This is a genomic window from Polyangium mundeleinium (assembly GCF_028369105.1).
GTDB lineage: Bacteria > Myxococcota_A > Polyangia > Polyangiales > Polyangiaceae > Polyangium > Polyangium mundeleinium.
The window spans coordinates 5,335,145-5,350,782 of record NZ_JAQNDO010000001.1 but is presented as its reverse complement, the minus strand read 5'-3'; the positions used below and the strand labels follow the sequence as shown (position 1 = coordinate 5,350,782).

General features: G+C 69.8%; 12 protein-coding genes. 8 read left to right on the top strand and 4 right to left on the bottom strand.

What is annotated here, in order from left to right; translation table 11 throughout:
• The first annotated feature begins 51 nt into the window (after positions 1 to 51).
• Positions 52 to 1,179 carry a WD40/YVTN/BNR-like repeat-containing protein gene (locus POL67_RS21380; RefSeq protein ID WP_271919876.1) on the top strand — a complete coding sequence of 376 codons (1,128 nt, stop codon included), beginning with the start codon at positions 52 to 54 and terminating at the stop codon, positions 1,177 to 1,179.
• A 133-nt stretch (positions 1,180 to 1,312) separates the two neighbouring features.
• Here the strand turns inward: POL67_RS21380 and POL67_RS21375 are convergent, their stop codons facing one another.
• Positions 1,313 to 1,702, bottom strand: a complete 390-nt coding sequence (locus POL67_RS21375; protein ID WP_271919874.1) for a hypothetical protein — start codon at positions 1,700 to 1,702, stop codon at positions 1,313 to 1,315.
• A gap of 130 nt (positions 1,703 to 1,832) precedes the next feature.
• Entirely contained in the window at positions 1,833 to 2,726 is an 894-nt protein-coding gene (locus POL67_RS21370) for an SDR family oxidoreductase (protein ID WP_271919872.1), read from the bottom strand.
• An 83-nt stretch (positions 2,727 to 2,809) separates the two neighbouring features.
• On the opposite strand from POL67_RS21370, the gene POL67_RS21365 reads away from it, so the two are divergent.
• Positions 2,810 to 3,727, top strand: coding sequence for a LysR family transcriptional regulator (locus POL67_RS21365; RefSeq protein WP_271919870.1), 918 nt, complete (start codon positions 2,810 to 2,812; stop codon positions 3,725 to 3,727).
• Positions 3,728 to 3,757: 30 nt separating this feature from the next.
• On the opposite strand, the gene POL67_RS21360 is transcribed toward POL67_RS21365, so the two are convergent.
• The gene (locus tag POL67_RS21360) at positions 3,758 to 5,308 is read right to left on the bottom strand and encodes a M17 family metallopeptidase (RefSeq protein ID WP_271919868.1); all 1,551 of its coding nucleotides are present in this window, start codon (positions 5,306 to 5,308) and stop codon (positions 3,758 to 3,760) included.
• A 168-nt stretch (positions 5,309 to 5,476) separates the two neighbouring features.
• On the opposite strand from POL67_RS21360, the gene POL67_RS21355 reads away from it, so the two are divergent.
• Positions 5,477 to 6,904: a protein adenylyltransferase SelO family protein gene (locus POL67_RS21355; RefSeq protein WP_271919866.1), complete on the top strand. Its 1,428-nt coding sequence runs from the start codon at positions 5,477 to 5,479 to the stop codon at positions 6,902 to 6,904.
• A 22-nt stretch (positions 6,905 to 6,926) separates the two neighbouring features.
• Here POL67_RS21355 and POL67_RS21350 read toward each other — a convergent pair whose 3' ends face one another.
• Positions 6,927 to 8,009, bottom strand: coding sequence for a hypothetical protein (locus POL67_RS21350; RefSeq protein ID WP_271919864.1), 1,083 nt, complete (start codon positions 8,007 to 8,009; stop codon positions 6,927 to 6,929).
• A 201-nt stretch (positions 8,010 to 8,210) separates the two neighbouring features.
• On the opposite strand from POL67_RS21350, the gene POL67_RS21345 reads away from it, so the two are divergent.
• The 5 genes from POL67_RS21345 to POL67_RS21325 all read left to right on the top strand — a co-directional run bounded on the left by POL67_RS21345 (position 8,211) and on the right by POL67_RS21325 (position 15,560).
• A complete protein-coding gene (locus tag POL67_RS21345) occupies positions 8,211 to 9,131 on the top strand; it encodes a RipA family octameric membrane protein (RefSeq protein ID WP_271919862.1) in 921 nt (306 codons plus the stop codon).
• A gap of 173 nt (positions 9,132 to 9,304) precedes the next feature.
• Positions 9,305 to 10,987, top strand: a complete 1,683-nt coding sequence (locus POL67_RS21340) for a serine/threonine-protein kinase (protein WP_271919859.1) — start codon at positions 9,305 to 9,307, stop codon at positions 10,985 to 10,987.
• 4 nt (positions 10,988 to 10,991) lie between these two features.
• Positions 10,992 to 12,536, top strand: a complete 1,545-nt coding sequence (locus POL67_RS21335) for a Kelch repeat-containing protein (RefSeq protein ID WP_271919857.1) — start codon at positions 10,992 to 10,994, stop codon at positions 12,534 to 12,536.
• 2 nt (positions 12,537 to 12,538) lie between these two features.
• On the top strand, positions 12,539 to 13,495 hold the full coding sequence (locus POL67_RS21330; protein WP_271919856.1) for a peptidase associated/transthyretin-like domain-containing protein: 957 nt from the start codon (positions 12,539 to 12,541) through the stop codon (positions 13,493 to 13,495).
• Between the two features lie 28 nt (positions 13,496 to 13,523).
• Positions 13,524 to 15,560, top strand: a complete 2,037-nt coding sequence (locus POL67_RS21325) for an alpha/beta hydrolase family protein (protein ID WP_271919854.1) — start codon at positions 13,524 to 13,526, stop codon at positions 15,558 to 15,560.
• Positions 15,561 to 15,638: the final 78 nt, after the last annotated feature.

Genomic DNA, 15,638 nt, shown 5'->3' with positions numbered 1-15,638 from the left:
AAACGCCACTTTGTCGTCCGCCGAGCCCGCGTGGACTGCTAGAAGTCGCGTGTGCTCTCGGTCGCGCGTTTCGTTACGCTGGTGAAGGTCGCCGCGTGGTCGGTGTTCCTCCTCGTCTTCCCGCCCATCGCCTTCGCGCATGGGATGTACGCGGCGACCGTCCTCTTGTCGGTGCTGGGCCTCCTCCTCGATCTGACGGCGTTCGGAAGCCTCCTGCCCGAATCGACGTCGCCGAAGGTGCGGCGCGGCGCCGTCGCGAGCCTCGCGCTCCTCCACGTGTCCCTTCTCGCCCTGTCCGTCGTTCACCTCGTGTCGCCGCGCTACGGCGCGTGGCAACGAATCGCCGGCACCGACGAATGGAACAATCTTGCGCTGGTTCGCGCCGAGCAGGGGCCGCTGCTCGCCGTGGGGGGCAGAGACGTGTTTTCGCTCGGAAAGGACGGCGCGTTCGTCCCGGTCCCCGGCATCGATATCCCGGTGCACGTGATCGGCGCGGGCGCGCATCGGGCGTGGTTTGTCGACGTCGAGGGCCAATTTGCGTGGGGCTACGACGGGGCCTCCCTCGAAAAAATCCCGCTCGGGTGGGGGGAGGGCACGCGGGGGCCCGACGGCGCCGCGCTCGATGATGCGTTGTTCGTCGCTCATCCCCGCGCGCTCGTACGCGTGGAGCGCAGCGGACACCAGAGCAAGGTGATCGACGGCGTCTCCATCACCGGCGTCGCCACGGATGGAGACCGCGTCGTGGCCGTGGGCGCGCATGTCTTCGTGAGTGAGGACGGGGGAAAACGTTTTCAGGATCGCGGGCCCCTCGATCTGCCGGCCCCCTCGGTCTTCGCGGGCGGAGGCTCTTATTACGTGGTGCAAGGCGGGTTCATGTCGTCGCGGCTCTTCGTGAGCGAAGCGGGCAGACGCCTGGAAGAGCGCCAGGTGCCAATGCGCGACATTCGTGTCCTCGCGGTGGATCCACGCGACGGCCGGCGGGTATGGCTCGGGACCTGGGGCGAAGGAATATGGCGCTCCGAGGACGCGGGGCGCACCTTCGAGAACCTCGCGCTCGAAGGGCTCGAGGTGCAGTCTCTGGTGGTCGATTTTGCGAAGAAGGAGGCCGGCGCCGAGGCGTGGGTCGCGGCGACGAACCTCGCGATCCCGAGCGGCGTGTTCCATTACGGGACACGCTGATCTTCCGGTCCGCTCTCCGCGCAGGCGCGGGCGCTCTACGATCCGCGCGGGAATGCCGAGCCTTCCACGCGTATCCAGAACGTCCATGCCGACCGCGTGAGGGTCGAGCCTTCGGGAGCTTCGGGGCCGTGGCCTATTCGCAGCGTGCCGTCATTCCCTCGTCGACGCATGTCTGGTTCGAGTCCGCGCAGTCGAACGCCACCACGAAGCGGGGAGCCCCCTCGGGGTTGATGAGCTTCGGACTGCACATCAGCCGGACCGTGCCGTCGCACGCGCCGTCGAAGGTGTCGTCGCACGTGGTTTGCGGCGCGCGCGCGCAATAGGCCATGCCTTCCGTGGGTTCGACGCAAACCTCGTTGGGCGCCTCGCAGGGCGTACTGCTCACCTTCCGGTTGACGACCTGGTCCGGTCCTTCGCCGCAGATCTCCAGTACGTTGCCATTGCATTGTTCCTTGAAGCTGCACTCGTTGCCGCACCCGTTCAGCGCCAGGAACATCGCGGCTGCCAGGAAGATCCGCCACATGGGGCCGAGAGATGGCCTAGTGGGCGCCCGGACACAAGCTCTTTTTTACGCGAACGCCCAGGCCTGCGTCCTCATGCAGACGACCCTCGTGATTGCCGCCCTGGTCCGGGGGCGGCCGGGTCGCGGGAGTTCAGCTCCGTGCAGGCACGAGAGCCGCGCGGTGCGCTTCGAGGAACGCGGCGACGGATTGCGGCGCGTGGCCGGTCAAATCCTTCACCACGCTCGTTGCCACCGCGAGCTCGCCTTTCTGCGCGGCGACGTCGAACGAGACGAGCACCTTGGCCACGCCCGACGGGAGGCCGTGCTGCACGAGCCCAGCTTCGAGCGCGTCCGGCGTCACGGACACGTGCTGCACCGTGCGGCCCGAGAGCTCGCTCGCGATCGCTGCGATCTCTGCGCTCGTCACCACCGCAGGCCCCGTCACATCGAGCGTACGCCGCCCCGCGGCGGCCCCGGCCAGGGCAGCGGCCGCCGCGCGCGCGCAGTCTTCGCGCGTGACCAGCCCGATCGCGCCTTCGCCGCGCGCATCGACGAGCTGTCCCGCAGCAATCGCCTGCGGAAGCGATTGAAGGAGCAGGTCGGTGTAGAGGTTGTTGCGCAGGATCGTGAAATCGAGGCGCGAGGCCGCGAGCGCAGCCTCGGTCTCGCGATGGTCCCCTGCAATGAGGATGGGCGAGCCAGCGCGTGGGTTCGTGAGCGATGTATAGACGACGTGTGTCACGCCAGACGCCTCGAACGCGCGCAGCGCGGCGGCGTGCTGGGCGAGGCGGCGACCGGGACGATCGAGGGCGTCGGTGCTGATGAGCAGCGCGCGGCCCACGCCCTGAAAAGCATCGGCGAGGCCCTTTTCGTCCTCGAAATCGGCGCGTCGGATTTCGATCCCCTTCGCGGCGAACTCCTTCAGCGCGTCGGGCGTTCGTGTGGTCGCGACGATCGGTCCCACGCCCTGAGCGAGCAGAAGCTCGAGCACGCGCCGGCCGAGGTGGCCCGAGGCACCCGTCACGAGAAACGCTTGATTCGACATGCTCTCCTCCTTGAAAGACCCCCCGAATCTAAACTCGTGCTAGGTTGTGGACAATCCTCATTGTCGAGCGTCTGTGGTGCAAGATGGCAACAATCGATCTGAACCTCGTCCGCGCCTTCATCGCCGTGCACGACACGGGCAGCTTTTCGAACGCCGCCGCGCGGCTCGGGGTGCCTCGCTCGACCGTGAGCCGCGCTGTCGCGGCGCTGGAAGAATCGCTCGGGATCCTCCTGTTTCACCGGACGACGCGAAAAGTGTCGCCGACCACGGCGAGCGCGGCCCTTTATGATCGCGTGGCGCCTTCGCTCGCGGCGCTCGAGCTCTCCCTCTCGGATCTGCCGGAGCGCGAAAAGGCCCCGTCGGGTCTGCTCCGCGTGACCACGACCGTGGATCTCGGCGCCGCCGTCCTCGCGGAGGCCGTCACGCGGTTCACGACGCGGTATCCGAGCACCCAGGTGGAGGTGCACCTGACCAACAAGCTGGTGGATCTCGCGGCGGAAGGGTTCGACCTCGCGCTTCGGGTGTTCGTCGGGCCTTTGCGGGATTCGCCGCTCATCGCGAGGAAAGTCGGCACCATCAACCTCCGGCTTTACGCGTCCCCCGCGTACGTCGCCCGACGAGGCGCGCCTCGCACGCCGGAGGAGCTCGCGTCGTTTGATTGGGTCGGGTTCGTCGGGACATCCCCCGTGTACCTCACGCAGCCGGGATCCCGGACCGCCGTGGATGTGCGCACGCGCGTGGCGAGCGACGACATGTCCTTTCTGCGCGAGGTGTTGAAGCAGGGCGCGGGGATCGGGACGCTCCCGTCGTTCGCCGCGGACGCCGACGTCGCCGCAGGCACCCTGGTCCGCGTCCTGCCGCAGTGGGTCGTCACCACGGGGACGGTCTATCTGATGCATCCGGGCCGGAAGCACGTGCCACGCAAGGTGACCGCGTTTCGCGACCTGCTCGCCGAGATGTTACGGCAGCGCCCGCTCTCCGCGGCGCCCGACGAGCCGTGAGCGCTCGTTCGACGAGGGAGTTCGTCTGCCCTACTCCGCCGGCTGCCCCAAAAGCGCCGTGAGCATCGCCACGGGGCTCCCGGTCGGCCGCCCAAATTGCCAATCCGGCGGATCCACCACCACGCCCCCGATATCGAGGTGCACGAACGGGATCCGATCGCCCCGCAGGCCCGACGCGATATCGAGGAACGCAAACGGGAATTGATGCCCGCGCGGCGTGTTCACCGACGCCAATCGGTTCGAGCTGACGACGTCCTCCGCGCTCGATCGCGGTGCCACGAACGAATAATCCTCCCGCCGCGGCCTCGACTTCTCCACCGGCTCGCCCCACGCCTCGCCCAGCCGATCCAGGAGATCGAGCGTCCCCGCACGTTGCGCCGGGCCATTGCCGATCGCGCCGACGTACGGCCCGAACGCGCGGTACACGTGGCCCGTGAGCGTCGCGACCGAGAACAACGTCGGCGAGGACGCGCGCTCCGCGATCGTCTTTGCCTCGGCCAAGAGATCGGCCAGCACGAGCCGCCCCTCCGCGTCCGTGTTCCCGATGCGCACCCGCACGCCCGAACGCGCGCGGATGATCTCGTCGCTCACGAACGACTCGTCGCCCACGCTGTTCCGCACGAGCCCGAGCAACCCCACCACGCGCACCGGCACCTTGAGCAGCGAAGCCGCCAGCACGAGCCCCGCGACCGCGCCCGCGCCGCCCTTGTCGCGCGACATCCCGGCCATGTGCCCGTCCGTCTTCAAATCCGCGCCCCCCGTGTCGTACGTCACGCCCTTGCCCACGAGCACGAGCGTCCGCGACGCCGGCGCCTCGGGCGTGTACGAGAGCCGCACCACGCACGGCCGATGACGCTCGACTCCCATCGACGCCCGCGCCACCGCTGCGAGCAGCGGATACCCCGACACGTCGTGCTCCACCTCGACACGCACGCCCGTGCCGCGAAACGCGATCTCGCAAAGCTCGGCGATCCGGCGCGGCGCCATGCGCTCCGGCTCCGTGCCCGCGATGTCACGGCAGAGCGCGCGTCCGTGATCGATCGCCGAAAGCGACCGTGCCCGCGCCTCGTCGAGGCCCACCACGCCCACGGCCTCGGCCGTGCGCGGCGCCTTGCTCGCCTCCCGCGCCTCCACCGGCGCCCACTGGCTGCCGAGCGCCGCGAGCGCCGCGACCTCCCGCGCGCGGGCAAACCGTGGCCCCGAAGGCGCTTGCACCCACACGAGTGGCCGCGTCGCGCCCGCATCCACCGCGCGGCTCGTCCCTGCGGCCACGGCCTCCGCCACGCTGCGCACGTCGTCCGTGTCCTCGCCAAGCGCGCCCATCGGCACCACCACGAGCCGCCCCCCCGGCAGCGCCGGCGCCGCGATCACCGCGGGAGGCCGCGGGCCTCGATCGAGCGCCGCGTCGGCCTTGAGCGCGCACGCGAGCGCCGCGGACACGGGGCCCGTGAGCGTCGCGCGCGAGCTCATCGGCGAGGGCGCGACGAGGACCAGGGCATCAAAGGGCAAACCTTCGAGGGAGCTTTGGGCGAGCGCCTCCTCGGGTTGACCGAGGAGCAACGGTGGATCGTAGGAGGACATCGGGGCACATCCTAAGGGAAGCCGCCCGGCCGCCGCAACCGAGGGCGTCATGGTTCAGACGGCACGCTTGCGCTGGCCAGCGGCCCCGAGGTGCTTTAGATGACTCCCCGTTTCCCGATTGGGGCTACGCTCGGACAAGCCGAGCTACGCCCCCAAGCCCCCGTGCCCATGCCGATCACCCCCCGCTACCGCCCCGCGCCCCGCATCTCCTTGCTCGGCGACGGCTTCGCCGACGTCGTCACGGCGGCGCGATTCACGACCCGCACGCTTCGCTTTCGCAACCAGCGCTGGGCCAGCCGCCTCGGCCTCGGCGAGCTCGACGCGGAGGAATGGGACCGCCATTTCGGTCGCCTCGAGCCCCTGCCGGCGAACCTGCCCGCGCCGCTCGCCTTGCGCTACCACGGACATCAGTTCGACGTGTACAACCCGTACCTCGGCGACGGCCGCGGGTTTCTCCTGGCCCAGCTCGAGGATCCCGAGGACGGAAGGCTCCTCGATTTCGGCACGAAGGGCAGCGGGACGACGCCGTATTCGCGCGGCGGGGACGGGCGGCTCACGCTGAAGGGCGGCGTGCGCGAGGTGCTCGCCGCGGAGATGCTCGAAGCGCTCTCCGTGCCGACGTCGAAGGCGTTTTCCCTGTTCGAGACGCACGAGGCCTTGTTCCGGGGCGACGAACCCTCCCCCACCCGCTCGTCCCTCCTCGTCCGCCTCTCGCATGGCCATATCCGCTTCGGCACGTTCCAGCGGCACGCCTACCACCGCGACGTCGCGCGTTTGTCCCAATTGCTCGATTTTTGCATCACCCATTACGTGCCCGAGGCTGCCGGAGGCCCGGATCCGGCGGTCCGGTTCGTCGAGGCCGTGGCGCGGCGCTCGGCCCGGCTCGTCGCCGCGTGGACCGCCGCGGGGTTCGTCCACGGCGTCTTGAACAGCGACAACATGAACATCACGGGCGAGAGCTTCGATTATGGGCCGTATCGCTTCCTGCCCACGCACGACCCCTCGTTCATCGCGGCCTATTTCGATCACACCGGCCTGTATGCCTTCGGGCAGCAGCCGCGCGCGGTGGCGCTCAACCTGACGCGCCTCGCCGATGCCTTGCGCCTCGTCTCCCCCTCGGCCGCCTTCGCCCCCGCCGTGCGCGCATTCGAACCGGCGCTGCGCGAGGCGCGCGCGGCCGCGTTCCTCGCGCGGATGGGCCTCTCGCCCTCGGATCCGGATGTCGACGCGAGCCTCGCCGAGGCCATCGAGCTGTTCCTCGAAGACAGCCAGGTCCCCTTCGATCGATTCTTCTTCGACTGGTACGGCGGTGTCCAGAGCGAGGCGCGCGCGCGGGCGAGCGAGGCGTCGAGGTTTTACCAAGGAGAACGATTCGACGCGCTGCGGAGCTTGTTCGAGCTCTACACGCCCGCCCGCCCCGACGCGCTCTCGCACCCATATTTCCAGGGCGATGCCCCGTGCTCGTTGCTCATCGACGAGATCGAATCGCTCTGGCACGCGATCGACGCACACGAGGACTGGGCGCCGTTCGAGGAGAAGGTGGCGGAGATCCGTCGCATGGGAGAGGCGCTCGGCGCGAAGGCGCCGGCGGGGTGAGGGTCGGGGCTGCTCGGCGTCGTCAGAAGAACTTGTGACAGCAGATCGTGGTGGGTTCGCTCGCATGCACCTCGCCTTTGGGCTGGGCCGCCGGGCAAAGCCCCTCGCCGGCCGTCACCTTCGGAGGCACGATGTTCGCCGCTTCGAGCGCGTTGAACGAGGCGCAGTTCCCGATGGGGCTCCCCGCCCCGCTGCAATTGATCCCCGCCTTCTTGAACGCATTCGAGGAATCACAATGCAATTCGCTCGCGACGCAGCCGCAGCCCGGGCAAAAACGCTGATCGTCGAACTGAGCGTACGCCACCTTCGGCAGGGAATCCCAGCCCGAAGGACAGGCGGCCTCCGCGCCGGCCTTCTTGATGCACGCGTAATCGCTGTACTTGCCAGTGGGCACGGTCACGCACGCGCCGCCGTCGGTGCAGGCGAAGGTGGCCTCGATCGGGCAAAGGTGTACGTTCGTCTCCCAGTGGTTGTCATTCACGAGGGTGCCCCCCGACGCCGTGCAGGTCTTCTGGCCATTCACCGTCGTGACCTGATAAGTACCTGTCGCCCGACAATAGGACGTCCCGAGCAGCGTGACGCCCGGCATGCTCTCGCCCGAGATGCACCCTTTATCGAAGTTCGCGGGCGTGCCCATATCACAGCCGTTCGCCCAGCACGACAGCACCGCGCCGACACACGTGGCTCCAGGGTTGATCGTGCACTCACACGGCAGGCATTCGGCCTTGGCAGGATCCGCGTACAAAATCTCGGGGAGTTTGCCGTTGGGGCATGCCCCCGCGTTCTCGTTCCACGTGGTCGGCTTGCCCCAGTAAGGCCCGGTCCAGCCGTCCTTGAAGGGCACGCCCGGAAGGCATTGGTTGGGCTCGTCGCACGCCCCGCCGCTGCCTCCTCCCGCGCCCCCGGGCCCTGCTGGCACGCCGCCCGTCCCCCCGCGCCCGCCCATTCCGCCCGTGCTGCCCGTTCCGCCTTCGCCGCCGGTCGACGAGCCGGTATTCGCGGTCGGGGGCTGGTAATCCGTCAGGGCACACGAGGCGATACCGATCGCCGCGAACGCCACCATCGTCGCCCCCACGAGCGCGCCGCGCATCGTCCAACCGCTCATCGTTCGTCCTCCTGAAAAATAAGAAAGCCGGCTCGCTCCCGGCACCGACGGCGTCCGGGCCACCACGCGCGGGTGGCCCGCCTTCTCGGAAGAAACACGATATCCGAACGGTGGACGCCCGTCATCTGCCCTCGCCGCCGCGGGACGACGATTCAATGCTTTTCAAACGTGCGATCTCTTGGTTTGATGCGCCGAGCCATCATGCACGACGCATCGCCGGCCGAGGTCCTCGTCGTCGCTGCCCCGAGCCAGGACGGCCGCGCCTCCCGCATCACCGAGCGCCTCGAAGAGCGCGGCCTCCGCGTGAAGCGCTGGCCCGAAGAGGACGACAGCGCCGATCCCGCCCGTTCGTTCAGCCGCGCCGCAAAGTCCGCCGCCGCGATCGTCCTCTTCGTCGATCGTAGCTTCGCCGCCGGAAAGATCGGCGCGCCCGAGGAGCTCCTCCCCGCGCTCGTGAAGGTGACCGACAAGCTCCTGCTCGTCGCCATCGATCGGCCCGCGCTCGCCCCGTTCGTCGATCTGCGCGCCGACATCCTGCCCGCGCGCGGGGACCTCGCGGAGCTCGACGAGGGTTCGGCCGAGGACGTCGAGCGCCACGTCGTACACGAGATCCTCGCCGAGGTGGACGCATCGCACGCGCCGGTGCGTACGGACGCCTTCGACGAGTACCGCCTGCTCTTCGACAGCACCGAGCGCCTCGTCGAGCGCAGGCGCGGCACGACGCAGACGTTCCTCACGGTGAACGCGGGCCTCTCGGCGGTCGTCGCCTTCCTGATCAAGGACCTCGCGCTCACGGGCACGCGCCTCGCGTTCGTGACGATCCCGCTCTTCTTGATCGGCATGCTCGCGTGCCGCCTCTGGAAGCGCACGATCCTCCAGTACGAAGCCCTCGTCGACTGGCGCTACCGGCAGCTCCGGCGCATGGAGCGGCGGCGCTTCGTCGGCAGCTACCGTGTCTTCACGCGCGAGTGGGAGGGGCTCTACGCGCCACGCGGCAAGAAGCGCTTCGGCTTCTCGGGGCTCGAGGCCACGGTGCCGGCCACCTTCTTCGCGCTTTACGCCCTCGGCCTTGCGTTCGCGCTGGCCTCGCTCGTCGGTTTGCTCGATCGGCTGCGACCTTGAGCGCGCCGGACGCACGCCGCCCCCTGCCGCCAGGGCGGAATTTCAGCGCCTTCCCGGGCCCTTTGGGAGAGTCCGTAGAGCCGGACCTCGGCGAGGGTTGTGGAGAGTCCGGCGGGAGCGGTATAGTTCGGCTGGATTCGCGTGCCCGGCTCGGGCGTACCCTTCGCTTCCTCATGCCGCCTTCGTCCCAACACCCGCCCGCGTCCGCTCGATCGCCGAGCGCTGCCGCGATCACGGGCGCAGCGGAGAACCCCGCGCCCTCGGAGGCGGAGGCGCGAGCCATGGCCGACACGCAGGACGCGCCCCGATCCGGAATGCCACGCTCCACGCCGCCGCGCTCCACGCCGAGCGAGGCGTCGCCCGCCACGAGTTACCTCGCTGGTGACGTGATCGCCGGCAAGTACCGGCTGTCGAAGGTCCTCGGCGAGGGCGGCATGGGCGCGGTGTGGCTCGCGAAAAACCTCACGCTCGACATCGACGTCGCCGTCAAGCTCATCCGCCGCGACTTCGCCACGGCCGAGGCGTCGCAGCGCCTCCTGCAAGAAGCGCGGGCCGCGGCGCGCATCGGGCATCCCTCGATCGTGCGCGTGTTCGACTTCGGCACGACGGAGCAGAAGGACCCCTTCATCGTGATGGAGGTCCTGCACGGCGAGTCGCTCGGGCAAACCATCTCGCGCCGGCGTAGGCTCTCGCCCGCGGCCGCCGTGCGCACGCTCCTGCCCGTCGCGAGCGCGCTCGCGGCCGCGCACGCGAAGGGCATCGTCCATCGTGATCTCAAGCCCGACAACGTCCTGCTCGTGACCGACGATCGCGGCGCCGTGGTGCCCAAAATCGTCGACTTCGGCATCGCGAAGCTGCACCACGAGGAGGTCGTGCGCACGACGACGCAAGCCGGCGTGATCCTCGGCAGCCCGCACTACATGTCGCCCGAGCAAGCGTGTGGCCGCAGCGACGTCGATCATCGCACCGACATCTGGGCGTTCTGCGTGATGCTCTACGAGGTCACGACGGGCCTGAAGCCCTACGACGGCGGGAACTACAACGCGCTGCTCAGCGCGATCCTGCTGCGCGAACCGGAGCCCTGGTCCGAGCACGAGATCGACGACGAGGAGCTCTGGTCGATCGTGCAACGAGGCCTCATGAAAGAGGCCGACGATCGCTGGCAGTCGATGCGCGAGCTCGGCGCCGCGCTCGCGGCGTGGGCGCAGAGCCACGGCGTGGAGACCGACGCCGCGGGCAACTCGCTCCGCGCCCACTGGCTCGAACCCGAGGAGCATCGGCCGCTCTCCGATAGGCCGCCGATGTCCGCCCTGCAGCCCTCGTCGCCGCGGCCGCGCATGATCTCCGAGCGCGAGATCGCTCCGCTGCGCTTGCCGTCGAACGTCGACGGCGAGGCGGCCGATCCCGCGACGCAGAGCGCGGAGGGCGACGCCGAGACGAGTGGTCCCGTCCGCCCTCCTTCGAGCGTCCCCTCGCCGACGACGAGCACGCGCCCGCCCGAGCGACGCTCGCCCGCGCTCTGGATCGGGCCGCTCGCGCTCGCGGTCGGCGCAGCCTCGGCGGGAGCGTGGATGTATCTCCAGGGAGACACGTCCACGCAGACCGAGGCGAGCGCGCGCGCGCCCGCGGCCCTGACCGCGCCGCTGCCGAGCGAGGCCAACACGAAGCCCGCGATCCTCCCCGCGATGCCCTCCGCGGCGCCGCATCCGAGCGCCGCGCCTGCGTCGAGCGCGAGCAGCGATGCCTCCGCGCAGCCGGTCGCGCCGGGCACGAACGCGCCGAACGTCACGAAGCCCCTCGGCGGCAAGAAGGGGCCGGGTCCGAACATGCCTGTCCCCACCGAACCCAATTTCTGAGCTCATGAACGCTCGTGGCACGCCGCTCACGCTCCTCCTTCTTCCCCTGCTGATCACGCCCGTTGCGTGCTCGCTGCTCGCCGAGTCGGAGCTCGCGGGCAAACCCCTCGAAAACGTTGGCGGGGCCGCGGCCACGGGCACGGGCGGCAGCGGAAACGATGGGGGCGGCGGCGCTCCGCCGTGCAACAACTCGTGCAGCGCGAGCGAGGCGTGTTGCGCCGACGCGTGCGTCGATGTCACGACGAACGTCGAGCACTGCGGAGGCTGCGGGCAGGCGTGTGCGGCCGGCGAGCGCTGCTGCGAAGATACGGGCTGCGCGGCGTGCTGCGAGACCGCGGACTGCCCCGCGGATCACGAGTGCCTCGGCAACACGTGTGTCCTCCAGTGTGGCGGGGAGACGCAGGCCTGCGGCGAGGTCTGCGCGATCCTGGATTCGAACCCGCAGCACTGCGGCACGTGTTTCAAGGACTGCCTCGCGGGGCACGCGTGTGCGGGCGGGGTCTGTCAGCCCGGCTGGGTGGAGATGACCACCATGAACGCGCCCGCGCCCCGGCAACGCGCCGCGGCCGCGTGGGCGGGCACGAAGCTCTTCGTGTGGGGTGGCCAGAACGCGCAGGGCGCGCTCGGCGACGGCGCGCTCTACGATCCGAAGACGGACGCGTGGACGGCCGTGAGCGGCATGGGCGCGCCCGAGCCGCGCGTCGACGCCGTCGCGGTGTGGACCGGCGAGCGTGTCCTCGTCTGGGGCGGCGGCCCCGCGAACGGCTCCACCGCGCTGAACACAGGCAAGCTCTACGATCTCGCGACCGACACGTGGAGCGACGTCGGCATCGCGCCCATCGGCCGGCGCGCGCCCGTCGCGTTCTCCACGGGCAGCCGCGTGCTCATCTGGGGCGGCAGCAGCGGCGGCTCGCCCATCGCGGGCGGCGCGCTCTACGACCCCGCCATGAACAAGTGGAGCTCGATGAGCACCGCCAGCGCGCCGAACGCGCGGACGAACACCGGCTGGGTCTGGTCCGGCACGGAGATGCTCCTCTTCGGCGGCCGCCCCTTCGCCGCCGGCGCGTCGAACGAGAGTTTTGGCTACGATCCCGTGATGAACAAGTGGCGCAGCCTTTCCACGCAGAACGCGCCCACCGCGCGGTATGATGCGTTCACCGTGTGGATGAACGGCACGATGCTCGTGCACGGCGGGCGCGACGTGGCCGGCGCAGCCTTCGAAGACGCTGCGATCTACGACCCGATGAGCAACGTGTGGACCTCCACGACCGCGAACGGAAAGCGCTCCGCGCCGATGGGCCGGACCGGCGTCGCGGGCTACGCTGGCACCCGCGCTGTCCTCGCCGGCGGCCTCGACACGACGCAGAAGATCGCGCTCGACGGCCACGCGTACGACGTCACGAACGCGTCGTGGAGCGCGATCCCGCCCTGGCCCTCGATGGCCGATCACGAGTACGGCGTCGCCGTCTGGACCGGCGAGGAGATCCTCCTCTGGAGCGGGCTCGACAACGGCACCTTGATCACCGCGGGGGAGCGCTACCGTCCTTGACCGTGATCCCGAGGCGCTTCGTCTCCTCCCTCGTCCTCGCCGCGATGCTCTGGAGCCATGGGCTCGCGCATGCGCAGAGCCCTGCGGACGTCGCCCTCGCGCGTGAGCTCTTCCGCGACGGCGCCAAGCTCGCGCAGGAGGGCCGCTGGGCCGAGGCGCGCGAGCGATACATGCGCTCACTCGCCCTCAGGCGCGCGCCGCTCACCCTCTACAGCCTCGGCGTCGCGAACCGCGAGATCGGCCGCCTCGTCGACGCCCTCGAGAGCTTCCGCGCCTTCCTCGTCGAGGCGGATCTGCAGAACGCGGCCAACAAGCCGTACGAGCAGCCCGCGCGTGACGCCATCGCCGCGCTCGAGCTGCGCGTCGGTCGGCTCGACATCCACATCGCCCCCGCCGCGCCGCCCGCGCTCAGCATGCGCGTCGACGGCGCCGAGGTCCCGCAGGCAGCGCTCGGCTTGCCGCGCATCGTCGATCCGGGCGAGCACACGATCGTCGTGCGCGCCCAGGGCTACCGCGAGGCCACGACGCGGGCCAAGGTCGGCGAGGGCGAACAGAAGGCCATCACGGTGACGCTCGTGCCGCTCGGCCCGAAGGGACCCGGCCCCGGCCCCGTGAAACCGCCCGGCGGCGGCACACCGCCGATCCCGCCCGAGCAGCCCATCGTGCCGATCTTCCTCCTCGCCGGCGGCGCCGTCGCTCTCGCGTCGGGCCTCACGGTCGGATTGATTGGTGTTCAAAAGGCCGCAGACGCCCCCGTGCAGGACGGGCCCGAGGCCGCGCAGGCGCGCAGGTTCGCGCTCGCCGGAGACATCGTCGGCAGCGCGGGCGTCCTTGCCGCGGGCGCGGGGCTCGCGATGTTGCTCCTCGGCAAGCCGCCCGACCCGCCTGCCGATTCCTCCGAGGTCTCGGTGCGGCCGTTCGTCTCGCCGACCGGGATCGGCCTCGTCGGCCGTTTCTGATCGCGCCGCGTCTGGTAGCATCGCGCGCATGCGCCTTCCGCGACTCGCCCTCCTCGTCGCCACGGGCCTCGCCTCCTGCGCCTCGCCGGAGCCGCCGAAGCCCGTGCCGGTCCCCCCGGCCGCCCTCGTCCCTCCCACGTTCGGGCCTTCGCCGGGGACGACGCCCGCGCCTCCTGCCGAGGCCGCTCCCTCGTCGGGCATCACGCTCGAACAGCTCCTCGACGTGCACCGCGCGACGGCCCCCCGCGCGATCGGCCGCGAAAAATTCCTGTTCCTCTCGGATGCTCCGGGCACGATGCAGATCTTCTCGGCCTCGCTCGACGCGGCCCCCACGGCCGAGCCGCAGGCTCCGGTGCAGCTCACCAAGTTCCCGGATCGCGTCTCGGATTTGCGCATCGCGCCGGGCGGCGCGGCGGCCGTGTTCCTCAAGGACAAGGGCGGCGACGAGAACGATCAGATCCACTGGCTCGACCTCGCGGCCGGCGACAAGCCCGAGGCCACGCAGGCGCTCACGGACGCGCCCAAGGTCAAGCACACGCTCCCCGTCTTCGACGACGCCGGCAAGCGCTTCGCGTTCACCTCGAACGCACGCAACGGCAAGGACATGGACCTCTACGTCGAGGCGCTGCCCGCGAAGAAAGATTCGTTCGGCAAGAAGCCCATCGCCGAGCTCTCGGGCAGCCACGCCGTCGCCGATTTCGACGGCGATCGTGTCGTCGTCATCGAGGTCCGCTCCGGCTTCGATCAGGACCTCTGGCTCGTCGACGCGAAGAGCGGCACGAAAAAACTCCTCACCAAGCACAAGGGCGACGAGCGCTGGGGCGCCCCGCGCTTCACACGCGACGGCAAGTCCTTGCTCGTGCTCACCGATCGCGGCCGCGAGTTCCTCTCGCTCGTGGCGCTCGACGTCGCCACTGGCAAGATCACCCCGATCTTCGAACTCGATCACGACGTGCAGGACGTCACCGTCCCCGCGTACACGAGCCCCAAGGCCGAGGCTTCCCAGCCCGAGGACATCGTCGCGCTCACGGTGAACGTCGACGGCGTGGAGGAGGTGCACGTCGTCACGCTCGACGCGAAGCGGAAGGTCGTCTCGAAGAAGAAGGCCGACCTCGGCGGCGTGGTGACGAGCGTGAACCTCGCCCCAACCGGCGACGCGGCCTTCGTCGGCCTCGAACGCCCGAACCTCCCGACCGAGGTCTATCGCGTCGACGTCGCAACCGCCGCGGTCGCGCGCGCGACGAAAAGCCACCATGCGGGCATCGACACGTCGAAGCTCGTCCCGCCGGAGCTCGTCACGATGAAGACCTCCGACGGCCGCGCCGTCTCGTTTTTTTATTACCAGATGGCACCTGCGGCCGGCGAGAAGCGGCCCGTCGTGATCTCCGTGCACGGCGGCCCCGAGGGACAGGCCCAGCCCAACTTCAACCCGCTCGTGCAATCGCTCGTGCTCGCCGGGTATGCAGTGGCAGCCCCGAACGTGCGCGGCTCGACGGGCTACGGCAAATCGTTCTCCCACCTCGACGACAAGGAGAAACGCGAGGACTCGGTCCGGGATCTCTCCGAGGTCGGCAAGTTCATCGCGGCCCGCCCCGACGTCGATCCCACGCGGATCGCGCTCATGGGCGGCAGCTATGGGGGATACATGGTCCTCGCCGGGCTCACGCTCTACCCCGATCAATGGGCGGCCGGCGTCGACATCGTGGGCATCGCCAATTTCCGCACCTTCCTCAAGCAAACCGCGCCTTATCGCCGGGCCCTGCGCGAAGCCGAATACGGATCGCTGGCGAAGGACGGCGCCTTCCTCGACCGCGTGAGCCCCATCCACAAGGTCGACCGCATCAAGGCCCCGCTCATGGTCGTGCACGGCACCCGTGATCCTCGCGTCCCCATCGGCGAGGCGCGCCAGATCGCCGAGGCCGTCAAGAAACGCGGCTTGCCCGTCGAGCTCATGACCTTCGAGGACGAGGGCCACGGCATCGCCAAACGCAAGAACCGCCTCGTCGCGTTCCCCGCGATGATCCAGTTCCTCGACAAACACGTGAAGGCCAAGGCCGCTCCCTGATACCCAAAAGAAACGCGGCGCCCGGGGCCGAGAGCCGCGCGCGCCGCGTTTTTTTTTCGAATCCGGACGAGCGTCCGT